Annotated in this window: 20 protein-coding genes and 1 pseudogene; 18 read left to right on the top strand and 3 right to left on the bottom strand. The window is 76.0% G+C overall.

Annotated features, from left to right (window positions below):
* Nucleotides 1-35 precede the first annotated feature (35 nt).
* On the top strand, nucleotides 36-2330 hold the full coding sequence (locus ACVJO7_RS22155) for a molybdopterin-dependent oxidoreductase (protein ID WP_491674461.1): 2295 nt from the start codon (nucleotides 36-38) through the stop codon (nucleotides 2328-2330).
* Nucleotides 2331-2387: 57 nt separating this feature from the next.
* On the opposite strand, the gene ACVJO7_RS22160 is transcribed toward ACVJO7_RS22155, so the two are convergent.
* From ACVJO7_RS22160 to ACVJO7_RS22170, 3 genes and pseudogenes are all read right to left on the bottom strand, one after another.
* The gene (locus ACVJO7_RS22160) at nucleotides 2388-3077 is read right to left on the bottom strand and encodes a Rossmann-fold NAD(P)-binding domain-containing protein (protein WP_491674462.1); all 690 of its coding nucleotides are present in this window, start codon (nucleotides 3075-3077) and stop codon (nucleotides 2388-2390) included.
* Nucleotides 3078-3131: 54 nt separating this feature from the next.
* Complete coding sequence (locus tag ACVJO7_RS22165; protein WP_491674490.1) at nucleotides 3132-3455, bottom strand: hypothetical protein; 324 nt, start codon at nucleotides 3453-3455, stop codon at nucleotides 3132-3134.
* Between the two features lie 226 nt (nucleotides 3456-3681).
* Nucleotides 3682-4266: pseudogene (locus ACVJO7_RS22170) on the bottom strand (helix-turn-helix domain-containing protein); the annotation flags it as partial.
* 155 nt (nucleotides 4267-4421) lie between these two features.
* Between ACVJO7_RS22170 and ACVJO7_RS22175 the strand changes: the two are divergent.
* The 17 genes from ACVJO7_RS22175 (at nucleotide 4422) to ACVJO7_RS22255 (ending at nucleotide 22657) form a co-directional block, all read left to right on the top strand.
* Nucleotides 4422-4811, top strand: coding sequence for a hypothetical protein (locus ACVJO7_RS22175; RefSeq protein ID WP_491674463.1), 390 nt, complete (start codon nucleotides 4422-4424; stop codon nucleotides 4809-4811).
* 181 nt (nucleotides 4812-4992) lie between these two features.
* Nucleotides 4993-5835 carry an FAD binding domain-containing protein gene (locus ACVJO7_RS22180; RefSeq protein WP_491674464.1) on the top strand — a complete coding sequence of 281 codons (843 nt, stop codon included), beginning with the start codon at nucleotides 4993-4995 and terminating at the stop codon, nucleotides 5833-5835.
* A complete protein-coding gene (locus ACVJO7_RS22185; protein ID WP_491674465.1) occupies nucleotides 5832-6371 on the top strand; it encodes a (2Fe-2S)-binding protein in 540 nt (179 codons plus the stop codon). Before ACVJO7_RS22180 ends, ACVJO7_RS22185 begins: the two co-directional genes overlap by 4 nt.
* The gene (locus tag ACVJO7_RS22190) at nucleotides 6368-8752 is read left to right on the top strand and encodes a xanthine dehydrogenase family protein molybdopterin-binding subunit (protein ID WP_491674466.1); all 2385 of its coding nucleotides are present in this window, start codon (nucleotides 6368-6370) and stop codon (nucleotides 8750-8752) included. The genes ACVJO7_RS22185 and ACVJO7_RS22190 overlap by 4 nt, the downstream gene beginning before the upstream one ends.
* A complete protein-coding gene (locus ACVJO7_RS22195; RefSeq protein WP_491674467.1) occupies nucleotides 8749-9087 on the top strand; it encodes a hypothetical protein in 339 nt (112 codons plus the stop codon). The genes ACVJO7_RS22190 and ACVJO7_RS22195 overlap by 4 nt, the downstream gene beginning before the upstream one ends.
* Nucleotides 9084-10097, top strand: a complete 1014-nt coding sequence (gene fgd, locus ACVJO7_RS22200; RefSeq protein WP_491674468.1) for a glucose-6-phosphate dehydrogenase (coenzyme-F420) — start codon at nucleotides 9084-9086, stop codon at nucleotides 10095-10097. The genes ACVJO7_RS22195 and fgd overlap by 4 nt, the downstream gene beginning before the upstream one ends.
* A 17-nt stretch (nucleotides 10098-10114) precedes the next feature.
* Nucleotides 10115-11110: an LLM class flavin-dependent oxidoreductase gene (locus ACVJO7_RS22205; RefSeq protein WP_491674469.1), complete on the top strand. Its 996-nt coding sequence runs from the start codon at nucleotides 10115-10117 to the stop codon at nucleotides 11108-11110.
* A gap of 34 nt (nucleotides 11111-11144) precedes the next feature.
* On the top strand, nucleotides 11145-11606 hold the full coding sequence (locus tag ACVJO7_RS22210; protein WP_344017629.1) for a YybH family protein: 462 nt from the start codon (nucleotides 11145-11147) through the stop codon (nucleotides 11604-11606).
* Nucleotides 11603-12406 (top strand): alpha/beta fold hydrolase, encoded by an 804-nt coding sequence (locus ACVJO7_RS22215; RefSeq protein WP_491674470.1) that lies wholly within the window; start codon nucleotides 11603-11605, stop codon nucleotides 12404-12406. The genes ACVJO7_RS22210 and ACVJO7_RS22215 overlap by 4 nt, the downstream gene beginning before the upstream one ends.
* Nucleotides 12403-13335, top strand: a complete 933-nt coding sequence (locus tag ACVJO7_RS22220) for a DUF1028 domain-containing protein (RefSeq protein ID WP_491674471.1) — start codon at nucleotides 12403-12405, stop codon at nucleotides 13333-13335. Before ACVJO7_RS22215 ends, ACVJO7_RS22220 begins: the two co-directional genes overlap by 4 nt.
* A gap of 5 nt (nucleotides 13336-13340) precedes the next feature.
* Nucleotides 13341-14510 (top strand): M20 family metallopeptidase, encoded by a 1170-nt coding sequence (locus ACVJO7_RS22225; RefSeq protein WP_491674472.1) that lies wholly within the window; start codon nucleotides 13341-13343, stop codon nucleotides 14508-14510.
* Between the two features lie 18 nt (nucleotides 14511-14528).
* Complete coding sequence (locus tag ACVJO7_RS22230) at nucleotides 14529-15650, top strand: S-methyl thiohydantoin desulfurase family protein (RefSeq protein ID WP_491674473.1); 1122 nt, start codon at nucleotides 14529-14531, stop codon at nucleotides 15648-15650.
* Nucleotides 15647-17092: a hydantoinase/oxoprolinase N-terminal domain-containing protein gene (locus ACVJO7_RS22235; RefSeq protein WP_491674474.1), complete on the top strand. Its 1446-nt coding sequence runs from the start codon at nucleotides 15647-15649 to the stop codon at nucleotides 17090-17092. The genes ACVJO7_RS22230 and ACVJO7_RS22235 overlap by 4 nt, the downstream gene beginning before the upstream one ends.
* Nucleotides 17089-18699: a helix-turn-helix domain-containing protein gene (locus ACVJO7_RS22240; RefSeq protein WP_491674475.1), complete on the top strand. Its 1611-nt coding sequence runs from the start codon at nucleotides 17089-17091 to the stop codon at nucleotides 18697-18699. The genes ACVJO7_RS22235 and ACVJO7_RS22240 overlap by 4 nt, the downstream gene beginning before the upstream one ends.
* A 303-nt stretch (nucleotides 18700-19002) precedes the next feature.
* A complete protein-coding gene (locus ACVJO7_RS22245; protein ID WP_491674476.1) occupies nucleotides 19003-20589 on the top strand; it encodes a PucR family transcriptional regulator in 1587 nt (528 codons plus the stop codon).
* A 264-nt stretch (nucleotides 20590-20853) separates the two neighbouring features.
* Nucleotides 20854-21666, top strand: coding sequence for a PIG-L deacetylase family protein (locus ACVJO7_RS22250; protein WP_491674477.1), 813 nt, complete (start codon nucleotides 20854-20856; stop codon nucleotides 21664-21666).
* A 217-nt stretch (nucleotides 21667-21883) separates the two neighbouring features.
* Entirely contained in the window at nucleotides 21884-22657 is a 774-nt protein-coding gene (locus tag ACVJO7_RS22255; protein ID WP_344017616.1) for a polyprenol monophosphomannose synthase, read from the top strand.
* Nucleotides 22658-22684 lie beyond the last annotated feature (27 nt).

The following is a 22684-nucleotide window of genomic DNA, read 5'->3' on the forward strand; positions in this document are numbered from 1 at the left end:
CGCATGCGGGCGCCCGCCGCATAGCGTGGAGCGTGGTGACCGAGATCGAGAAGACCCACAGTGCCCACTGGGGCGTGTTCCGCGCCCGCTACGACGGCGAGCGGTTGCGGGTGCGCCCGCACCCGGGCGACCCGGACCCGTCCCCGGTGCTGGACAACATCCCGGCCGCGGTCGCGCACCCGGCCCGGGTGACGGCCCCGGCGGTCCGGCGGGGCTGGTGGGAGCGCGGCCCCGGCCGGGATCCCGCGCGCGGCCGGGACGGCTACCTGACCGTCTCCTGGGACGCGGTGCTGGACCGGCTCGCCGAGGAGACCCACCGGGTCCGCTCGACCTACGGCGACGCCGCCGTCTACGGCGGGTCCTACGGCTGGGCGTCGGCCGGGCGGTTCCATCACGCGCAGGGCCAGCTGCACCGCTTCCTCGCGGCGACCGGCGGCTACACCCGCTCGGTCAACACCTACTCCGGCGGCGCGGCGGAGGTGATCCTGCCGCAGGTCCTCGGGGCGTTCGACTCGGTCAGCCGCAACGCCGTCACCTGGGACGCGGTGGCCGCGCACACTGACACCGTGCTGGCGTTCGGCGGGATGGCGCTGAAGAACTCGGCGATCGCCGCCGGCGGGGTGAGCCGGCACGTCGAGCGCGGCGCGATGCGCGCCGCCCGCGACCGTGGCGCGGTGTTCGTGCTGGTCAGCCCGCTGCGTCCGGACCTGCCGGAGGAGGTCGACGCGACCTGGCTGCCGATCCGCCCGGGCACCGACGTCGCGCTGATGCTGGCGCTGGTGCACACCGTCGCGGCCGAGAACCGGCACGACGCGGACTTCCTCGACACCCACTGCGACGGCTGGGAACAGCTGCGCGAGTACCTGTTCGCGGCACCGGTCAAGGACGCCGAGTGGGCCGCGGAGATCACCGGCATCGACGCGTCCGCGATCCGGGAGCTGGCCTGGCGGATCGCCTACGGGCGCACGCTGGTCACCGTCGCCCAGTCGCTGCAGCGCGCCGAGCACGGCGAGCAGCCGGTGTGGGGGGCGACCGCGCTGGCCGCGGTGCTCGGCCAGATCGGGCTGCCCGGCGGCGGGTTCAACTACGGCCTCGGCTCGCTCGGGCACTACGGCAGGCTGCGCAATGCGGTGCCGGTGCCGGCCTTCTCCCGGATACCGAACCCGGTGTCGTCGTTCATCCCGGTGGCCCGGGTCGCCGACATGCTGCTGCACCCGGGGGAGACCTACGACTACAACGGCGCCGAGCACACCTACCCGCACGTGCGGCTGGCCTGGTGGGCCGGCGGCAACCCGTTCCACCACCACCAGGACCTGCGCCGGCTGCGCCGCGCGGTCGCCGAGCTGGACACCTTCGTGGTGCACGACCCGATGTGGACCGCCACCGCCCGGCACGCCGACGTCGTGCTGCCGTCCACGACCACCCTCGAACGCGACGACATGGGCGCGACCAGCGCCGATCCGCTGCTGGTCGCGATGAAGCAGCTCGTCCCGCCGCGCGGCGAGGCCCGCGACGACTACGACGTGTACGCCGCGCTCGCGCACCGGCTGGGCCACGGCGAGACGTTCACCGAGGGCCGCAGCGCGCACGACTGGCTGGTCCACATGTACGACCGCACCCGCAAGGCACTCGCCGATCGCGGGCTCGACGCCCCCGACTTCGACGAGTTCTGGGAGCGCGGCGAGCTGGAGCTGCCGCAGCGCCCGGACGACGGCGGCGTCCTCGGCCGGTTCCGGTCCGATCCGGTGGCGCACCCGCTGCCGACGCCGTCCGGCCGGATCCAGGTCGGGTCCGCGGCGATCGCCGGGTACGGCTACGCCGACCATCCCGGGCATCCGGCCTGGCTGGAGCCGACCGAGGCGCCCGACGAGCGGCACCCGTTCTGGCTGGTCTCCAACCAGCCCGCGACCCGGCTGCACTCGCAGCTGGACTTCGGCGCGCACTCGGCGGGCTCGAAGCGGTCCGGACGCGAGGTCGTCCGGATCCACCCGGATGACGCCGCCGGGCTGGGGATCGCCGACGGCGACGTCGTCCGGCTGTACAACGACCGCGGCGCCTGCCTGGCCTCGGCCCGGGTGACCGACGACATCCGGGCCGGCGTGCTGCAGCTGCCGACCGGCGCCTGGTGGGATCCGCGCCCGGACCCGGAGCGCCCGGACGCCGGCGACGACGCGCTCTGCGTGCACGGCAACCCGAACGCCCTGACCCGGGACCGCGGCTCGTCCCGGCTGGCCCAGGGCTGCACCGGTCAGCTGTGCGCGGTCGCGGTCGAACCGTTCCGCCACGAGCCGCCCGAGGTCACCGCACACACCCCGCCGCGGATCGGGTGATCACGGATCGGGAACCGGAACGGTCGCCCGGCGAACGTCCCGGTGCCCGATCGGTGATCATGCGCCGGCGTTGCGGGCGCGGGCGGCGGCGATCCGGCGGTCGGCGAGCGCGGTGGCGGCGGTGAGCGCGTCGACGCCGTCGGCGTCCGCCGCGGCCAGGATCTCGGCCGTGGTGGCGCCGATCGCCTCCAGCCGGTCGGCGAACCCGGAGACGCCGCGGATCTCGGCCTCGCAGGAGATCAGCCAGCCGGCGTTGGCGACGAAGTCGGGCACGTAGTCGATGCCGCGTGCGCGCAGCCGCAGCGCCTGCTCGTCCCCGGCCAGCGCGTTGTTCGCGGCCGGCACGACCGCCCACGCGCGGAGCCGGTCGACCCGCTCGGCGTCGAGGACCAGGCCGGCCCCGGCCGGGCAGACCAGGTCGACGTCGGCGAGCAGCACGTCGGCGCCGTCGGCCGGGACGGCACCGAAGCGGGTGACGGCGTCCCGGACCCGCTCCGGGTCCAGATCGTCGACGACGGTGCGGGCGCCCTCGGCGTGCAGCAGCCCGACGATGTGCCCGCCGACGTCCCCGACGCCCTGCACGGCGACCGACAGCCCGGCCAGCGAGCTGTGCCCGCGCCGCAGCGCGACCGCGCGCATCGCGGCGACCACGCCGCGCGCGGTGGACGGCGACGGGTCCCGCTCGGCGCTCGCGACGACCGGGGTGTGCCCGGCGATCACCTGCAGGTCCTCCGGGCCGGTGCCCATGTCGGCGGCCGGGATGTAGCGGCCGCCGAGCAGCCCGATCGCCCGGCACCTCGGTCACCGCCACCGGCCCGGGCGGGCGGGTGGCGCGCTGCCGCTCCCGGCCGGGCCCGTACCGTGCTCACCGACCCCACCTGGGAGACGGGGCGGCGACCCGGGCGGGCCGCACCCGCCGTGCGCCGGCCGGACCGCGCCCAGCCACAGGCCGAGCTCGCCCTGGCGTTGCAGGTGCAGCGCCTCCTCGTCGAGGCGGCGGGCCAGCACCATCCGGCGCAACAGGTCGCGGGCCAGCGTGGGGTGGACGTCGAGCGGATGGTCGGGATGGCCGGTCAGCTCGCCGTCGGGGGAGAGCAGCTGGACAGGGGTGTCGGACCCGGGCACCTCGTGGGTGATGGCGGGACGGTGTCCGGCGGGGTGGGCCGGACCTCGTCAGCGTGCGCATCCGGTGCGGCGCGGGTCCAGACGGCGTGGGCGGGATCCGCGACCGTCGCGCGCCGCGCCGCGCGGGATGTGGCCACGGTGCACATCCCGGACGGCGACGGGCTGGGCACGGTGGCCAGATGACCCCCCGAAGATCACCGTCGTGGTGCGTACGGCCACTCGGATGGTGGAGGTTCTTCATCGCCGAGCTCCACGTTCCGATCTCTGCTCGTTCCCAGTGTTGCCCGAACCCGGGGCTGCAGGTCGACAGCTCGTGGAACAGGGAACGAAGGCGTGCGTCCTCCGGGTAGCGGCCGAGCGCCTTGCGCAGTTCGGCGGCCGCCACCCGGGCGAGTTGCTCCGCTCCGTCGTCCCCGAGCACCGTGCGCAGCCCGGTGGACGTGAACGCCTGGTGGACGATGTTCCGGCCATAGGGTCCGTCGCCGAACACCGGCCCGAACAGGTCCGCTGCGGCGCGGTTGAGCGCCAGCACGTCGAGCCGGCCGTCGTGGACGGTGACCGGCAAGGTGTCGTCCAGGCCGGCGAGCAGCTGCCGGAGCCCCGGCCGGATCTCTGCGGCGGGTGCCCGCCGCCGCGGAGGTCGCTCGTCGGCGAGCCGGAACAGGTGATCCCGCTCGGCGTCCGACAGCGGGAACGCCCGTGCCAGAGCGGTGAGGATCTCCCGCGAGGGCCGGGTCGCGCGCCCCTGTTCGAGACGGGTGTAGTACTCGACCGAGATGCCCGCGATGTCGGCGAGCTCCTGGCGTCGCATCCCACCATGGCGTCATTCTCCCTGCGCCGGTGCGGGCGCAACGCCGCGTGCACGGCCCTGCGGATACCAGGCTCGGCGAAGTCTCCTCCGTCCCCGGGCGCCCGGTCAGTGTCGACGGCGACCGGGAACCACGATCTCACCCAGGGAGCCCACCCATGACCGCAGCGACCCGGACCCTGATCATGACCGGGGCCACCCGCGGGATCGGTCTCGAAGCCGCGCGGGAGGTCCTGCGGCGCAGCCCCGGCACCCACCTCGTGGTGCTCGGGCGAGGCTCCTCCGCCGCCGAGGTGCTGCCGGGCCTGCGGGAGATCACCCCGCACGTCTCGACCCTGATGAGCAGGATCGTCCCGCTGCTCACGGTCACCGGCCTCGTCGACACCCCGGTCCCCGCGGGCCGGAAGCTCGCCGACACCGTCCTCGGCGTCACTCCCGCCGCGTCCGGCGCCTACATCCACCGGACGAAGGCCGCACCGTCGTCCACCGAGTCCTACGACCCCGATCGCGAACGCGCCCTCTGGAACTGGCTGGAACACCTCGGCTGACGGCGGAGGCCCCGACGGCCCGCACACCCGGTCGTTGAGCACCGTGCACACCGCGGTCCCCGCAGGTTTGTCCGCGGCGCCGAAGCGTCCCGGCCCCCGCCACTCCTAGTTTCGGATCTCGCCACCGGTCGGACATCGCGCCGCCCACCACCACGTGGCGTCCCCGTCCCTGGGAGGTTCCATGCGTCCTGCCCCGTTCCGGTATCGGGAACCCCGTTCCCTCGACGAGGCGTGTGCCGTGCTCGCCGCCGAGCCGGGTGAGGTCGCCGTGCTCGCCGGCGGCCAGAGCCTGGTACCCCAGCTCAACGCGCGCACCCGCACCCCGGAGCTGGTGCTCGCGATCGGCCGGGTCCCCGAGCTCGGCGGCATCACCCTCGACGGCGACCGGTTGCGGATCGGCGCCGCGGTCACCCAGCGGACGGTGCAGCGTGACCCGCTCGCCGCCCGGGTGCCGGTGCTGACCGAGGCCCTCGGCCACGTCGGGCACGTCCCGACCCGCAACCGCGGCACGGTCGGCGGGAGCATCGCGTTCGCCGATCCCACCGCCGAGCTGCCGCTGGTGCTGCTCGCCCTGGGCGGCGTCGCGGTGGCGCACTCGGCGTCCGGGGAGCGCCGCATCCCGGCGGCCGAGCTGTTCACCGGCCCGTTCCGGACGACGCTGCGCCCCGACGAGCTGCTCGCCGCCGTCGAGCTGCCGGTCCCGGACCGGCCGTGGGTGTTCGAGCAGCGGCACTTCCGGCGGCACGCGAAGGTCTCCGCGGTCGCCGGGCACGACGCGGGCGGCGCGCTCGTCATCGCCGTGACCGGTGTCGGCCCCACCCCGGTCGTCGTCCCCACCGGGCGGGCCGCCGCAGGCCCGGAGGACCCGGCCGGCGCGGCGGCCGATCTGGTCGTCCCGAACGGCGACCGCTACGGGTCGGTGCCCTACCGGCGCCGCCTGGTCACCGTCGCGGTCACCGCCGCGCTGTCCCGGATCGTCCCCGATCCCACCCGTCACACGCCCTCCCGGGAGGACGCCGCATGACCACCACCGATCTCCGCCCGACCGCACCCGCCCGGCCGACCGGTGAGCGCGTGCTGACCATGCAGGTGAACGGCGAGCCGGTCGCCGCGCTCGCCGAGCCGCGCACCAACCTCGCCGACTTCCTGCGCGAACGGGCCGGGCGCACCGGCACCCACACGTCCTGTCACCAGGGCTGGTGCGGCGCCTGCACGGTGCTCGTCGACGGCGAGTCGGCCCGGTCCTGCCTGACCCTGGCGGTCCAGGCCGACCGCGCCGAGATCACCACCGTGGAGGGCGTCGAGGACCCCGACGGCACCCTGTCCCGCTTCCAGCGGGCGCTGATCGAGCACACCGGGTTCCAGTGCGGGTTCTGCACGCCCGGTTTCGTGGTGCTCGGCACCGAGATCATCGCCGAGGCCCGGGCGGGCGCCCGGTTCGACCGCGCCGAGCTGCTGCGCAGGCTGTCGGCGAACATCTGCCGCTGCACCGGCTACGCCGGGATCGTGGACGCCCTCGGGTCCGCGCTCGACCACGTGACCGGGGAGGCGGGCGCGTGACCGTCACCGAGCAGCCGGCCGGCTACGTCGGCCGCAGCATCCCCAGCCGCACCGGCGACCGGTTCGTCCGCGGCGCCGGGCGCTACGTCGACGACGTGCACCACAACCGCGAGGCCACCCTGGTGGTGCTGCGCAGCCCGCACGCGCACGCCCGGATCGTCTCCATCGACACCACCGCCGCCCGGGCGATCGACGGCGTGTACGCGGTCGCGACCGGCGCCGAGCTGTTCGACGAGATCGGCCCCCAGCAGTACCTGTGGGACCTGCCCGGGCAGAAGACCGGGCACGGCAGGCCGCTGACCGTCGACAAGGTCCGGCACGTCGGCGAGCCGGTGGCCGTCGTCGTCGCCCGGGACCAGTACGTCGCCGAGGACGCCCGGGACGCGATCGAGGTCGTCTACCAGCCGCTGCCCGCGGTGACCACGGTGGACCAGGCGCTCGATCCCGGCGCGCCGCTGCTGCACGAGGAGTGGGGCGACAACGTGCAGGTCCGGGCGGCCTGGCCGGTCGCCGTCCCGGGCCTGCCGGAGCCGCCGGACGCGGGTGCCGCGCTGGCCGGCGCGCACACCGTCGTCCGGGAGACGTTCACGACCTCGCGGATCCTGGCCACCTCGATGGAGACCCGCGGCGTGGTCTGCGACTACGACCCGACCGGGCCGCGGCTGACCATCCACACCTCCACCCAGTCGCCGCACCAGATCCGGGAGGGCGTCGCGGCGATGCTCGGCGTGCCGGAGAACCGGATCCGGGTGATCGCACCGGACGTCGGCGGCGCCTTCGGGATGAAGGCGGTGCTGTACCCGGAGGAGGCACTCGTCCCGTACTTCGCGCTGCGGCTGCGCCGCCCGGTGCGGTTCACCGAGCAGCGCGACGAGTCGTTCGTCGCGTCCACCCCGTCCCGGGACCAGCGGATGGAGCTGGAGATCGGGTTCGACGCCGACGCCCGGATCGTCGGGCTCCGCGCCCGCTACCTGATCGACCTCGGCAGCGCCCCGTCGACCTGCGGCGCCGGCACCGGCTGGGCCACCGGCGCGCTGCTGTGCGGGCCGTACACGGTGCCCGCGGTGGACATCTCGGCGACCGCCGTGGTCACCAACAAGACCCCGCTCGGCGCCTACCGCGGCTTCGGCCAGCCGGAGGCGAACTTCCCGCTGGAGCGGCTGCTCGACATCGCCGCACCGCAGCTCGGGCTGGACCCGGTCGAGCTGCGCCGGCGCAACCTGATCCCGCCCGAGGCGTTCCCGTTCACCACCGCCACCGGTCAGCTCCTCGACTCCGGCGACTACCCGCAGATGCTCGATCTCGCCCTGGACCGGCCCGCCTACGCCGACATGCTCCGGGAGCGCGACGAGATCCGCGCCGCGGGCCGCCCGGCCGGGATCGGGATCGCCTTCTTCAACGAGTGCACCAACTTCGGCCCGTCCGGGGTGTTCCCGCTGATCGGGATCACCACCGGCGGCTGGGACGCCACCTCGGCGACCGTCGAGCCGGACGGCCGGGTGCGCGTGGTGTCCAGCCAGACGCCGATGGGCCAGGACCTGGAGACCGCGTTCGCCCAGCTGGCCGCGGACCGGTTCGGGGTGCCGCTGGACCACGTGACCGTCCGGTTCGGCGACACCGACTCCAGCCACTACACCGCCTACGCCAGCGGGGCCAGCCGGGCCGCCGGGATCGCCGGCTCCTCGCTGATCCTGGCCGCCGACAAGGCCGTCGACAAGATGCGCCGGATCGCCGCGCACCTGCTGGAGGCCGATCCCGGCGACGTCGAACACTCCGACGGCGCGTTCCGGGTGCGCGGCGCCGGCGCGGCCGGGCTGAGCTACGCGACCGTCGCCGCGGCCGCCTACCAGGGCGGGAACCTGCCGGAGGGGATGGAGCCCGGGCTGGAGACGCTCGGCGCGTTCGACCCGCAGGCGCTCGCCTTCTCCTACGGCGTCGTCGTCGCACTCGTCGACGTCGACCCGGACACCGGGCAGGTCCGCGTCCCACGGATGATCTTCGGGCACGACTGCGGGAACCAGCTGAACCCGCGCATCGTGGACGCCCAGATCGTCGGCGGCGCGCTGCAGGGCCAGGGCGCCGCGCTCACCGAGGAGATCGTCTACGACGAGTCCGGGCAACCGGGCGCGACCGGGTTCGCCGACTACCTGGTGCCGATCGCCCCCGAGATCCCCGAGCTCGACGTCTTCCACACCGTCACGCCGACCCCGTTCGCGCTCAACGGCGCCAAGGGCGTCGGGGAGAGCGGCGTCATCGCAGCGCCGTCGGCGATCGTGAACGCGCTGCAGGGCGCGCTGCCCGCCGGTGCGGCGCCGCTCACCTCGATCCCGGTGCTGCCGGAGCGGGTGCTCGACGGGCTGGCGACGGAGCCGGCCCGATGAGCCACACCGTCGTCGCGCTCACCACGCTCACCGACGAGGCCGTGCGCGCGGACCACGAACGCTGGCTGCGCGAGGTGGACGCCCCCACCGCGGCCGGGATGCCGGGGGTCCTCGGGTTCCGGGTGCTGCGCCTGGAGGGCCCGGTGCTCGACGGCGTCGGCGCACCGGCCCACCACTATCCGGAGCTGATCGAGGTCGCCGATCTCGACGGCTTCCGCACCGCGATGGCCGGGCTCCCGGAGAGCTTCCACGCGTCGTTCCGCAGCTTCATCGGCGGGATGGACGTGGCACACGCCGCGCCGGTCGTCGGCCCGACCACCGGAGGAGCCGCGTGACCGGATCGGACCTGGTGCTCGGCTACAAGGCCTCGGCCGAGCAGTTCGGCCCCCGCGAGCTCGTCGAGCTGTCCGTGCTCGCCGAGCAGCACGGCATGCAGAGCGTGCTGGTCAGCGACCACTTCCAGCCCTGGCGGCATCGCGGCGGGCACGCGCCGTTCTCGATCGCCTGGATCGCCGCCGCCGGCGAGCGCACCTCCCGCGTCACCCTCGGCACCAGCGTGCTCACCGCCACGTTCCGGTACAACCCGGCGGTCGTCGCGCAGGCCTTCGGCACGCTCGGCGCGCTCTACCCGGGCCGGGTGCTCCTCGGCGTCGGCACCGGCGAGGCGCTCAACGAGGTCGCCGTGGCGCGGCTGGAGTGGCCCGAGTTCCGCGAGCGGTTCGCCCGGATGCGCGAGGCGATCGACCTGATCCGGGCACTGTGGACCGGCGAGCGGGTGACCGTCGACGGCGAGTACTACCGCACCGTCGACGCCACCGTCTACGACCGCCCCGAGGTCCCGGTCCCGATCTACGTCGCGGCCGGCGGCCCGGTCGTCGCGAAGTACGTCGGGCGGGCCGCCGACGGGTTCATCTGCACCAGCGGCAAGGGGATGGACCTCTACACCGAGAAGCTGCAACCGGCCGTCGACGCGGGCGCGGAGGCGGCTGGCCGCCGCCGCTGCGACATCGACCGGATGATCGAGATCAAGGTGTCCTACGACCCGGACCCGGACGCCGCCCGGGAGAACACCCGGTTCTGGGCGCCGCTGTCGCTGCGCCCGGAGCAGAAGCACGGCATCTCCGATCCGCTGGAGATGGAGCGGATCGCCGACGAGCTGCCGATCGAGCAGGTCGCGTCCCGCTGGATCGTCGCGTCCGACCCGGACGAGATCGCCGAGCGGGTCCGCCCCTACGTCGACGCCGGCTTCCGGCACCTGGTGCTGCACGCGCCCGGACACGACCAGCAGCGGTTCCTGCAGCTGTTCGACAAGGACCTGGCACCGCGGCTGCGGGCGCTGGGCTGACCCAGGAGTTGAGGATCATGACCAACAGGATCGGCCTGCTGCTCGGCAGCACCACACCGCCCGAGGACATCGCCCGGCTGGCCCGCGAGGTCGAGCAGCGCGGCTTCGGGGAGCTCTGGATCCCGGAGGACTACTTCTTCCTCGGCGGCATCGCCGCCTCGGCGATCGCGCTCGGCGCCACCGAGCGGATCCCGGTCGGGATCGCCGTCGTCTCCTCGATGGTGCGCCATCCCGCACTGCTCGCCATGGAGACGGCGACCCTGGCCCGCGCCTACCCGGGCCGGTTCAAGCCCGGCGTCGGGCACGGCGTACCGGCCTGGACGGCACAGATGGGGCTGACCGTGAAGTCCCCGATGTCGGCGCTGCGTGAGACCCTCACCGGGGTGTCGGCGCTGCTGGCCGGGGAGAAGGTCGACGACACGGGCCGGGTGTTCACCTTCAACGAGGTCGCCCTCACCCACCCACCGGCGCAGGTCCCGCCGCTCTACACCGGCGTGCTGGGGGACAAGGGCATCGCCCTGACCGGCGAGCTGGCCGACGGCATCGTCGTCAGCGTGCTCGCCACCCCGGAGTACGTCCGGGCCACCCGGGAGAAGCTGGACGCCGCCGCCGACGCGGCCGGTCGCAGCACCCGGCCCGAGCAGGTCGTCCTGGTCGCGATGAACCTGACCGGCGATCCGGCCCGGGCCGCCGAGGTGCGCGAGCAGATCCGCCCGGTGCTGGCCTTCTACATCGGCGCCACCGGCCCGTGCCCGCTGTTCGCCTCGATCGGCGCCAACGACGCGATCGCCGACATGATCGCCCGCGACGGCGCCGCGACCGTGGCCGCCGAGATGCCCGAGGAGTGGGTCGACGCGTTCAGCGTCACCGGTGGCCCGGACGAGGCCCGCGCCGGCATCCAGGCCCTGCTCGACGCCGGCGCCGACAAGGTCGTCGTCGTGCCGGTGGTGGCCGACAACGCCGACGAGACCCTCGCGACCGTCGCCGGTCTCGTCCCCGACTTCAGTTCCTGATCCCCCGACACCCTACCCAGCAGGAGAGATCACCATGAGCACCCATGACCAGGACGTCGCCGCCGTCCGCGCCGTGCACGACGGCTGGTTCGCCGCCAACGTCGGACTCGACGTCGAGAAGATGCTGCCGTACTTCCCGGTCGGCGACGGCTACCTACAGTTCAACCTCAACGGTTTCGTCTACCGCGGCGCCGCCGACAAGGCGAAGCTGTGGCGCAACCTCACCTCGGTCGGCGTCACCATCACCCGGATCGCCGACGTCACCGAGCCGGAGATCCAGGTGTTCGGCGACGTCGCGCTGCTCACCTCCGAGGGCGAGGCCGAGCTGGTGCTGCCCACCCCGACCGGCAAGCTGGAGACGAGCGGCGCGACCCGGTTCCGCAACACCGAGTTCCTGCGCCGCGACGACGGCGCCGGCAACGCCGACTGGCGGATCTGGCACATGCACATCAGCGAGTTCGCCCCCGAGGGGCAGCTGAAGTACGGCACCGAATGAGCGGCGTCACGACGTCGGTCCGCACCGTGGACGGCCCCGCCGGGCCGCTCACGGTGCGGGTCACCGGCGATCCCGCCGCCGACGGCACGCTCGTCCTGGTGCACCCGATCAACACCGCGGGCTCGGTGTGGGAGCACGTCACCGCCGCGCTCGACCGGCCCACGGTGGCGCTGGACCTGCGCGGGCACGGCACGTCCACCACCGCCGGGCCGTTCTCGATCGAGGACGGCTGGCTGCCCGACGTCGTCGCCGTGCTCGACGCGCTCGGCCTGCGGACGGTGCACCTGGCCGGCGGCTCGCTGGGCGGGTCGATCGCGCTGGCCGCCGCCGCGCTGCACCCGGAGCGGGTGCTCGGCGTCGCCACCTTCGGCTCCACCCTCGGGGTCGGCGCACCGGACGAGGCGATCGAGGCGATGGTGGCCGAGCTGACCGCGCAGGGCACCGCCGGCTACTTCGCCGGGCTGCTGCCCGGCATCGTCGGCGGCGCGTTCCGCACCGAGCCGCGGGTCGTCGACGGGCTGGCCGCGGCCGCGGGCACCCGCGACGAGGCCGTCGTCGCGGCGATCCTGCACGGCGCGTTCCGGGCCGACATCCGGCACCTGACCGGGCGGGTCGGCGTCCCGGTGCTGGCCGCCACCGGCACCGAGGACCCGACCTGCCCACCGGCGATGACCGCCGAGATCGCCGCCGCCACCGGCACCGAGCCGGTGTTCCTCGACGGCGTCGGGCACCTGCCGATGCTGGAGGTGCCCGAGCGGGTCGCCGCCCTGATCACCGAGCACCTGGAGGCCACCCGGTGACCTACTCGATCGTGGCCCGCTGCCCGCACACCGGGGCGCTGGGGGTCGCCGCCCAGTCGCACTTCTTCGGTGTCGGGCGGCTCGTCGGCTGGACCGAGCCCGGCGTCGGCGCGGCGGCCACCCAGGCGTTCGTCGAGGTCGCGCACGGCCCCGGCGCGCTGGACCTGATCCGGTCCGGCGCGCCGGCCGCCGACGCGGTCGCCGCGCTCGTCGCGGCCGACCCGGACGCCGGCTACCGCCAGCTCGGCGTGGTCGACGCCGCGGGCCGCGCCGCCTCGCACACCGGCGACCGGTGCGCCCCGGCGGCCGGCGGCGCGACCGGCGACGGGGTCGCCGTGCAGGGCAACATGCTCGGCTCGGCGCAGGTCTGGCCGGCCATGCTGGACGCCTACCGGGGCACCCCCGGCGAGCTGGCCGACCGGCTGCTGGCCGCGCTGGTCGCGGCCGAGGCGGCCGGTGGCGACGTGCGCGGATCGCAGTCGGCGGTGCTGAAGGTCGTCACCGGCACCCGCACCGACCGGCCCTGGGAGCAGACCCTGGTCGATCTGCGGGTCGACGACCATCCCGATCCGGTCGGCGAGCTCGGCAGGCTGCTGCCCCGGCAGCGGGCGTTCGACCTGATCGGCGGCGTCATCTTCGAGCGTGGGCTGACCCTGGGCCCGTTCACCGGTGTCCCGACCGGGGAGCTGGCCGACCGGCTGGACGGGCTGGCCCGGGCCGCCGAGCTGCTCGGCCCGGACAACCGGGAGGCCGACTTCTGGCGGGCGCTGCTGATGGCGCGCAGCGGCGACACCGACGGCGCCCGCGCGCTGTTCACCGACCTGTTCCGGGCCCGCCCGCAGCTGCGCGGGTTCCTCGAGGGGATCGCCCCGCTCGGCTTCCTGGACGGGACCGCGTTCCTGGACGAGATCCCCGGCGGGCACCGGTGACGGCGGTGCCCGCCACCGCGGACCGGGCCCGGGCCGCGGTCGACACCGCCCGCTGCACCGACCTGACGGTGGCGATGGTGCAGTGCGACACCCGGAACCCGCCGGGCGACGAGTCCGCGATCGCCGGGCTGCTGCGCGACGTGCTGCACGGCCTCGGCGCCCGCACCGAGGTGTTCGAGCCCGCCCCCGGACGGATCTCGGTGCTGGGCACGCTCGGCGCCGGGGACGGCAGCCGGCCGACGCTGCTGGTGAACGGGCACGTCGACGTCGTCGCGCTGCGGGCCGAGGACTGGTCGGTCCCGCCGTTCGGCGGGGTGGTCCGCGACGGCCGGGTCTACGGCCGCGGCGCCTGCGACATGAAGGGCGGCATCGCCGCCGCGATCGAGGGCGTCCGCGCCTGCCAGGACGCCGGCCTCGAGCTGCCCTGCGACCTGCAGTTCCACCTGGTCGCCGACGAGGAGACCGGCGGCCGGTGGGGGACCGCCGCGCTGCTCGCGGCCGGCCGGATCGCGGCCGACGCGGCGATCGTGCCGGAGCCGAGCGAGCTGGGCGTCGGCGTCGCCGAACGGGGCGCGCTGCTCGCCGAGATCCGGGTCCGCGGCCGCGCCGCGCACGGCGGCGACCCGGCGGCCGGGCACTCCGCGATCGCCGACGCGGCCCGCCTGGTCCAGGTGCTGCACCTGGCCGACTTCGGCACCGAGCCGCATCCGCTGCTGGGCGACCCGACCTGCAACGTCGGCACCATCTCGGGCGGCTCGATGCCCAACATCGTCGCCGACACCGCGACCCTGCGGCTGGACCGGCGGGTGCTGCCCGGCTGGACCGAGCAGCAGGTGCTCGCCGGGCTCGCCGCGGTGCTGGAGCGGGCCGGCCCCGGGATCGACCACACCGTGGAGACGCTGGCGTTCGTCGAGGGCTCCGAGCTCGACCCGGACCATCCGTTCGTGCACCGGGTGCGGGCCGCCGCCGGGGGCGCACCGGTGCGCGGGCTGAACCTGGGCACCGACGCCCGGTTCCTGCGCAACGACCTCGGCATCCCCGCGGTGGTCTACGGTCCTGGTTCGATGACCGTGGCGCACACCGCCGACGAGTACGTGCCGGTCGACGAGCTGTCGGCGGCCGCAGGCACGTTCGCCGCGGTGTACGCGGGGTTCGGGGCGCCCGGCCCGGGGTGAGGAGGGTGGAGCGCGGCGATGCGGCGGACCACCGGCAACACCAGCACCGGGCACTGGCGCACCGAGGGCTGGATCACCGAGGAGGACGTCGACGACGTCGTCGGCGGCGCGGTCGTGCTGGGCAGCGGCGGTGGGGGAGACCCCTACCTGCCCCGGCAGATGCTGCGCGCCGCGCTGCGCCGGCACGGCCCGGTCCGGCTGGTCGACGCCGCCGACCTGCCCCCAGACTCGCTGGTGCTGCCGGTGCTGTCCGCGGGCACCCCCTCGGTGCTGGTCGAGATGTTCCACGGCGAGCAGGAGAGCGCCCGGTTGCGGACGCTGTTCGAGACGGTCGCCGAGGGCCGCTGCTCGGCCGTGCTGCCGGTGCAGCTCGGCGCGGTCAACGCGATCGCACCGGTGGTCACCGCCGCGCAGCTCGGTCTGCCCTGCGTCGACGCCGACGTGATGCGCCGCTGCCTGCCGATGATCGAGGCGACCCTGCTCACCCTGGCCGGGCTGAGCGCGTCGCCGGTGGTGGTGGTCGACTCGCGCGGCACCTCCGCGGTGCTCTCCGCCGACGACGCGGGCACCGTGTCCCGGCTGCTGCGCAGCGCGATGCCGCACATGGGGCTGGTCGCCCTGATCAGCGCCTACCGGGTGACCGCCGCCGAGTGCGCCCGGCTCGCACCGCGCGGCGGGCTCACCGAGTGCGTCCGGATCGGCCGCGCGCTGCGCTCCGCGCCGGTTGTCGGCGACCCGGCGCCGCTGCTGGCCGAGACCGGCGGGCGGCTGCTGTTCTCCGGCGTCGTCCGGGAGCTGGTGCACCGCACCACCGACGGTTTCCCGCGCGGCGTGGTGAGCATCGAGTCGGACCCGCCCGCCGACCGGCGCGGCGCGCGGATGATGCGGGTCGACTTCCAGAACGAGAACCTGGTCGCCTCCGCCGACGGCGTCGTCGCGGTGACCGTGCCGGAGGTGATCGACCTGATCGACCGGGACAGCGGCGCGGTGCTGCAGACCGTGGACGTCGTCGTCGGGCAGCAGGTGCACGTGGTCGCACTGCCGGTCGACGAGCGCTGGCACCGGCCCGACGGCTACGCACTGGCCGGGCCGCGCGCGTTCGGCCTCGACGTCGATCCGGTGCGGGTCGGACCGTCGTGAGCGCCGGCCGGCTGCCGCGGATCGGGATCGACCTGGGCCCGGGCCCGGCCACCGCGGTCCTGGTCGGCGCGGACGGCCGGATCGTCGCCCGGTGCGCCCGGCCGGGCGCACCGGACGACCCGGCCGGCACCGTCCGCGAACTGCTGGCCGGGCTGCGCCCGCCCGGCGGCGGCCCGCTGCGGGTGGTCGTGAGCTGCCCCGGCCCGGCCGACCTGCTCGGCGATCCCGGTGTGCTGGACCGGGTCGGGGTGCTGCGGATCGGCGCCCCGGCGACCACCGGTGTGCCGCCGCTGACCGGCTGGCCGGCCGACCTCGCCGACGCGGTGTGCGGGCCGGTCGCCGTGGTCGGCGGCGGATACCTGCACGACGGGTCGGAGATCGCGCCGCTGGACACCGGCGCGATCGGCGCGTTCGCCCGCCGCTGCGCCTGCCCGGTCGCCGCAGGCCCGGTCGCCGCAGGCCCGGTCGCCGCAGGCCCGGTCGCCGCAGGCCCGGTCGCCGCAGGCCCGGTCGCAGCCGTCGCGGTCGCCGCCGTTTCCGGGCACCTCGATCCCGGGCACGAGCAGCGGGCGGCGGCGCTGCTCGGTGCGGTGCTCGGCCCGGACGTCCCGGTGGTCACCGCGCACGGCTACGGCGGTGTCGGGCTGCTGGAACGGGAGAACACCGCGGTGCTCGACGCGGCGCTGGCCCGCCGGGCGGGTGCGCTGACCGGGGCGCTGGCGGCGGCCGCCGGACCGGACGCCGAGCTGCTCCTGATGGACGGCGGCGGGCACGTCCTGGGCCCGGACGTGGCCGCCGCGCATCCGGTGCTGATGGTCGGCGCACAGCACGCCACCGCCCGCGCCGGGACGGCCCGGCTGACCGGGTCGCCGACCCTGGTCGTGCTGGACTCCCGCCCGGACGGCCTGCGGATCGGTGGCCTGGACGACGGCCTGGTGCCCGACACCGGCACGTTCCGCGAGGTCCGCGGCATCCGGCTGGCGGTGCGCACCGACCGGGTCGTGCACCTGCGGCCGGACGGCGACGCCGGCCCGGCGGTGCTGCTGGAGCGGGTCCGGGCCGGGATCGTCCGGGTCGGCGCCGCGCTCGGCGACGCACCGGTCGCGGTGGCCGGCACCCCCGGGCCGGTCCCGCTCCCGCCGGAGGCCCGGCGCCCGGCCGACGCGGAATGGGCCGCCGCGTACGGGGCCGCCACCGCGGAGGCGTCGGCCACCGTGGACCGGCTGTTCCGGTTCGCCGACGGCTCGCTGGCCGAGGGGGTGCGGCTGGCCCGGCGCGCCGCCCGGGACGGCGCGGTCCGGGCGGGTGCCGATCCGCGCCGGGTCCGGATCGGCGCCGTGCGCGAGATGGCGATGACCTACGTGCCGATGCCGTGCGTGCGGCTGCGGGTGACGGCGACCGGTCCGCTGGTGGACCCGGCCGGGACGGGAGAGACCTGGTGAGCGGATCGACGGTGACCCTCGGCAGGCTGCTCGCGACCGGCCTGCTGCGCGGGCACGAGGTGCTCGGCGGCGTGGCCGGGCTGGACCGCGCGGTGCGGATGGTCGTGCCGGGCGGCTCGGTGCACGCCGCGGAGGACCTCGCCCCCGGCAGCGTGGTGGTGTTCGGGCCGGAGCAGCTGACGCTCGACCTGCCCGGCGCGGACCTGGCCCTGCGGCTCGCGCACGGCGCCGGGCTGGCCGGGATCATCGCGCAGCGCCCCGTCGCCGCCGTCCCGCTCGCCACCCGCAGACTGGCCGACCGGCTCGCCGTCCCGCTCGTCGTGCTGGACGAGATCGCGCCGGCCGCGGTCGCCGCCGCCTTCGATCCCTACGTGCGTGCCCCGGAGATCGCCGGCCTGCGGATCCTCGGGACCACCGCGCAGCGCTTCCAGGTGCCCTCGTCCGACGCCGGCCGGCTCACCCGGACCCTCGCCCAGACCCTCGGCGGGCCGGTCGCGCTGGTCGACGGCGAGTCCCGCTTCGTCGCGGGTGAGCCCGCGGTGCGCGACCTGATGGACCGGCCCGAGGTCCGGTCGCACCTGGCCGCGGCCCGCCCGTCGGCCGGCACCTTCGAGGTCGGCGACGGCGACGCGGTGCTCGTCCAGCCCGTCCAGCTCGACCCGGACGCCCCGGCGAACTTCTGGCTCGCGGCCCGGCTGCAGACGGTCACCGGTGCCCTGCTGGAACCGATCCGGCAGTCGATGGCGATCGCGGCGCTGTCCTACACCGCCTACGTCGCGCGCACCACCGCGTCGCTGGAGCGGGCCGGGCGGCGCCGCTCGCTGCTGCTGGGGGAGCTGCTCGACCAGGGCGACGCCCCGTCGTCGCGGGCGGTCGAGCGGGCGACCGCGCTCGGCTGGCGGCTGACCGGGCGGCACACCGCCGTCCAGGTCGCGGTGCGGCCCGGCAGCGCCGTGCTGCGGCCCGGCGAGCCGGTGGCGGACCTGGACGAGCGGCTCGCCGCGCACGGCATGCCGATGGGGCTCGTCGAGCGTCCGGACGGGTGGGTGCTGTGGGTGACCACCGACTCGTCGGGCACCGCGGCGGACGGTCCCGACCCGGCCGCGGTCCGCGACGCCGTGCGGGAGGCGCTGCTGTCGGTCGAGGCCGACCGGCCGGGGCTGCGGCTGTGCGCCGGGATCGGCGGCACCCGCGACGGTCTCGCCGGCCTGCGCGCCTCGCTGGAGGAGGCCCGCCGGGGCTGCCTGCTGGCCGGCACCGAGGACGGGCCGGCGACCGTCGAGCACGTCGACGGGGTCAGCATGAAACGGATGCTGGTCGGCTGGTACAGCTCCCCGGCGCTGCGCTCGGTGGCGGCCGAGGTGCTGACCCCGCTGATCGAGGCGGACCCGCACGGCGAGCTCGTCCGGACCCTGCGCGGCTACCTGGACCGGGAGTCGTCGGCGACCGACACCGCGGCCGCGCTCGGGGTGCACCGCAACACCGTGATGCAGCGGCTGGAGCGGATCCGTGATCTGCTCCCGGTCGATCTCGACGACCCGGACGACCGGATCATGGTGCACCTGGCGACCCGGGCACTCGGCGTCGCCTGGGACGAGGCCGACTGACCGACGCCGGTGTGGTGCAGGACGCACGCCCGGCCGTGTCGGCCGGGCTACACTCCTGTCACGCCCGTGTGTCGCGGCAGCACGTGTTCCCGCCCACGGCCCCGGTGCCCGGTCCGCGGTGCAGTCTGCACACCCCACCGGGCAGACCGTGCAGTTCGCCCACAGACGGCGGGCCGCACCGTTCCTAACCTCACTCCCGTATCGCACGACGACGACGTGCCCGGAGAGGTGGTGACGCAGGTGAACCTGACGGACCGGCGACCGGTGGAGGCGGCACCCGCACGGAAGGACCGCTGTCCGGTCGTGCGCCTGGTGCCCGCGGTGGACGACGGCCCCGCACCCCCGCGGCTCGCCGACCTGCTGCTCGGGCCCGGCCGCGGCGTGCTCGACGTGCTCGCCGCACCGCACGGCATCGACGGCCCGCTCGGCGGGGTCACCCTGTGGGACCCGCTGGCCGGGCGGCCGTGCGGCCGGGACGACCTGCTGCTGGTCGCGGCGCCGTCGGCGGGCACCGCGCTCGCCGGGCAGGCCGTCGCCGAGGCCGCGCGCGGCGGGGCCTGCGCGGTGGTCCTCAAGGGCGTCGAGGACGTCGCCGCGGTCCGCGACCGGGCCCGCCGGGCCGGGGTGACCGTGCTGGTCGCCGCGGACCGGGTCTGCTGGGACGACCTGTGCGTGCTCGCCCGCTCCCTGGTCCCGGCGGCCCGGCTCGGGCAGCGGCCCGCGGCCCCCGCCCCCGACCTGTCCCCGCTGGCCGAGGCCACGGCGGCCGCCGTGGGCGGCCCGGTCGAGATCGTCGACGCCGAGCTGCGGACCCTCGCCCACGCCGGGCTCGGGCATCCGGTGGACCCGCTGCGCGAACGGTCGGTGCTGGACCGCCGGGCGCCGGCGGCGGCCCGCGAGTGGTTCACCGGATCCGGTGCGGCGCAGCTGCTGCTGCGCACCCGCGCGGCGCAGCAGGTGCTGTTCCCCGGCGCGGTGCCGCGGACGATGGCACCGGTCGTCGTCCGGGACGCGGTCGCCGGCTACGTGATCGCCGCCGAGGGCGGCGGGCCGTTGTGCGACACCGCGCCGGACGTGCTGACCGAGGCCGCGGCCGTGGTCGCCGCCCGGATGGCCGGCGCGCCGGACCCCGCGACGCCCGGCCCCGGCGACCTCGCCGACGAGTTGCTGCGCGGCGCGCTCACCGGCACCGGATCGCTGGACGCGCTCGGCGGGCCCGGCGGCTGGACCCTGGTCGCGCTGCGCCCGGCTGGCGACGGCCCGGACCCCGGACCGGCGCCGTCAGCCGGGGCGTGCGTGCGGATGGTGTTCCCCGGCGCGGCACTCACCCGGACCGACGGCGCGACCGTCGTGCTGCTCCCCGGCCGGCGCGGCCGCGACGCCGCCCAGCGCGACGCCGAGACCGTGCGGAACCGGCTCTCGGCCCTGCACGGCGTCCGGTTCGTCGCCTGCGTCAGCGACCGGGTCGATCCCGGCCACGACGCCGACGACGACATCGCCGGGCTGGCCGGGCCGCTCTGCCGGGCCGCGTCGGTGCTCGCCGGCCGCGGACGGCCGTCGGTCGCGAGCCTGAGCGACCTGCGCCCGTGGGCGGTGCTCGCCGAGCTGGGGGAGATCGCCCGCGACCGCCCCGGACTGTTCGACGGCGCGCTCGACGCCTCCCTCGAGCACGACCCGGACCGCCGGGCCGAGGTGCTGGCCTCGCTGCTGGCCTGGTTCGACGCCGGCCGCGACGTCTCCGAGGCAGCCCGCAGGCTGCGGGTGCACCGCAACACGCTGCGCTACCGGTTGCAGCGGATCGAGGCGCGCAGCGGGATCAGCCTGGACGATCCCGTGCAACGCTTCACCGTGGAGCTGCAGGTGCGGCTGCTGGCGCTGGGTGCGGGCTGAGACAGACACCGCTGCACCGTGACGGCCGTCCCGCGGGGCCGGTGTGGCCCCGGGCCGGCGGTGCTGCCATGATGTCCCGCGTGATCGACCCGACGACCGCCGCCGCGCACCGCGCCGCGTGTTGCTGTCGTCCGGGTCCGTGCCCCCTCGGCTGACGGCGCTGCGTCCGTCGATCCGATCCCCGCTCCGGCGGGCCGGGCACCGACCCGTTCCGGTCCCGTTCCCGACGGCCCGTCCGGGCCCCGCACGCGAAGCGATCACACGGTGCACAACCCCGATCTGTCCGGCGAGACCGTTCTCGCCCTGCACGCCCACCCCGACGACGAGTCGATCTTCACCGGGCTGACCCTGCGCCGGCTCGCCGACGCCGGCGCGCGCGTCGTGCTGGTGATGGCCACCGGCGGCGACCTCGGCGGCTCCCGGCTGCCGCTCGGTCCCGGCGAGGCGGTCACCGACCGGCGCCGCCGCGAGCTGGAGGACGCGGCCGCGCTGCTCGGCGTGTCCCGCCTGGTGCTGCTCGGGCACCGCGACTCCGGGCTGCCCGGCGGCCCCGGCACCGGGCACCCGCGGGCGCTCGCCGGCGCCGATCCGGTCGTCCTCGGCCGCACCGTCGCCGAGCTGGTGGACGCCGAGGGCGCCGGGACGGTCGTGCACGACGACGACTCCGGCATCTACGGCCACCCGGACCACCGCGCGGCGCACGCCGCCGGGGCGATCGCCTGCTCGCTGACCGGCGCCACCGGCTACCGGATGACGGTCGACCGGGAGCACCTCGCCCTCTCGGCCCACGACCGGCACCTGATCCACGGTGCGGCCCGCGCCGCAGGCGTCGGCTTCGGCCGGGTCACCGCGGAGATCGCGGTCGCGGTCACCGGGAGCGCCGCCGATCTGGCCGTCAAGCGGGACGCGATGCTCGCGCACGCCAGCCAGATCGACCCGGCCGCCGTCCCGGACGCGACGTTCGCCGCCTCCTACGGCTACGAGTGGTTCCTGCGCGGCGAGCGGGACGGCGTCGCACCCGGGCCGGGTGTCCTGGACGCGCTGGGCAACGCGCACCTGCTCACCGGCGCCCGCTGAGGATCCGCACCCTCCGCCGTGCCGGTCGATCGCACCCGTTCCGGGGTGAGGACTACGCTGTCCGCACAACTGCACTCCGGCGCGCGGCGGGTGCGCACCGTCACCGGCACGTCCACCGCGGGCCGTGCACCCGGTGTGTCACGGCCCGGGTCGGCAGGCAGTGAGACAGTAGGGTCGTCCGGTGCGGCGGGCACGGGCAGGGAAGGACAGGGCGAGAATGGCTGAACCACCGGGCCCGGTCCTGGTCGTGGTGCCGACCTACGACGAGCGGGAGAACCTGGGTCCCGCGGTCGCCCGGTTGCACGCCTGCCTGCCGGACGTGGACGTCCTGGTGGTCGACGACGCCAGCCCGGACGGCACCGGTGAGCTCGCCGACGAGCTGGCCGCCGCCGACGACCGGATCACGGTGCTGCACCGGGCCGGCAAGGACGGCCTCGGCGCCGCCTACCTGGACGGCTTCCGGCACGCGCTGACCGGGGAGCACCAGGTCGTCGTCGAGATGGACGCCGACGGCTCGCACGCCCCCGAGGACCTCCCGGCGCTGCTCGCCGCCCTGGAGGACGCCGACGTCGTGCTCGGCTCCCGCTACGTCCCCGGCGGCCGGGTTGTGAACTGGCCGTGGCACCGCGAGGCGCTCTCGCGCGGCGGCAACCTGTACTCCCGGCTCGCGCTGGGCGTCCCGATCCGCGACATCACCGGCGGCTACCGGGTGTTCCGGCGCTCGGTGCTCGAACAGCTGCACCTGGAGTCGGTCGCCTCGCAGGGCTACTGCTTCCAGGTCGACATGGCCTGGCGCGCGGTGCGGGCCGGGTTCCGGGTCCGCGAGGTGCCGATCACCTTCGCCGAGCGGGAGCGCGGATCGTCGAAGATGAGCGGCGCGATCGTCGCCGAGGCGCTGTGGCGGGTCACCTGCTGGGGCCTGTCCTACCGGCTCGGCCGGGACGTCCCGCAGCGGCCGGCGGGACCGGTGACCGAGGGCGCCCGCTCCTGACCAGGCGCGCGGGGCGCGCCCGGCCAC

The organism is Pseudonocardia sp. DxW (genome assembly GCF_058448985.1).

What these genes read in the sequence shown, in the direction of transcription:
- ACVJO7_RS22175 (WP_491674463.1), top strand. Translation starts at nt 4,422, where the DNA reads ATGACCGCAGCGACCCGGACCCTGATCATGACCGGGGCCACCCGCGGG.
- ACVJO7_RS22215 (WP_491674470.1), top strand. Translation starts at nt 11,603, where the DNA reads ATGAGCGGCGTCACGACGTCGGTCCGCACCGTGGACGGCCCCGCCGGG.
- ACVJO7_RS22230 (WP_491674473.1), top strand. Translation starts at nt 14,529, where the DNA reads ATGCGGCGGACCACCGGCAACACCAGCACCGGGCACTGGCGCACCGAG.
- ACVJO7_RS22255 (WP_344017616.1), top strand. Translation starts at nt 21,884, where the DNA reads ATGGCTGAACCACCGGGCCCGGTCCTGGTCGTGGTGCCGACCTACGAC.
- ACVJO7_RS22185 (WP_491674465.1), top strand. Translation starts at nt 5,832, where the DNA reads ATGACCACCACCGATCTCCGCCCGACCGCACCCGCCCGGCCGACCGGT.
- ACVJO7_RS22205 (WP_491674469.1), top strand. Translation starts at nt 10,115, where the DNA reads ATGACCAACAGGATCGGCCTGCTGCTCGGCAGCACCACACCGCCCGAG.
- ACVJO7_RS22195 (WP_491674467.1), top strand. Translation starts at nt 8,749, where the DNA reads ATGAGCCACACCGTCGTCGCGCTCACCACGCTCACCGACGAGGCCGTG.
- ACVJO7_RS22180 (WP_491674464.1), top strand. Translation starts at nt 4,993, where the DNA reads ATGCGTCCTGCCCCGTTCCGGTATCGGGAACCCCGTTCCCTCGACGAG.
- ACVJO7_RS22160 (WP_491674462.1), bottom strand. Translation starts at nt 3,077, where the DNA reads ATGGGCACCGGCCCGGAGGACCTGCAGGTGATCGCCGGGCACACCCCG.
- ACVJO7_RS22210 (WP_344017629.1), top strand. Translation starts at nt 11,145, where the DNA reads ATGAGCACCCATGACCAGGACGTCGCCGCCGTCCGCGCCGTGCACGAC.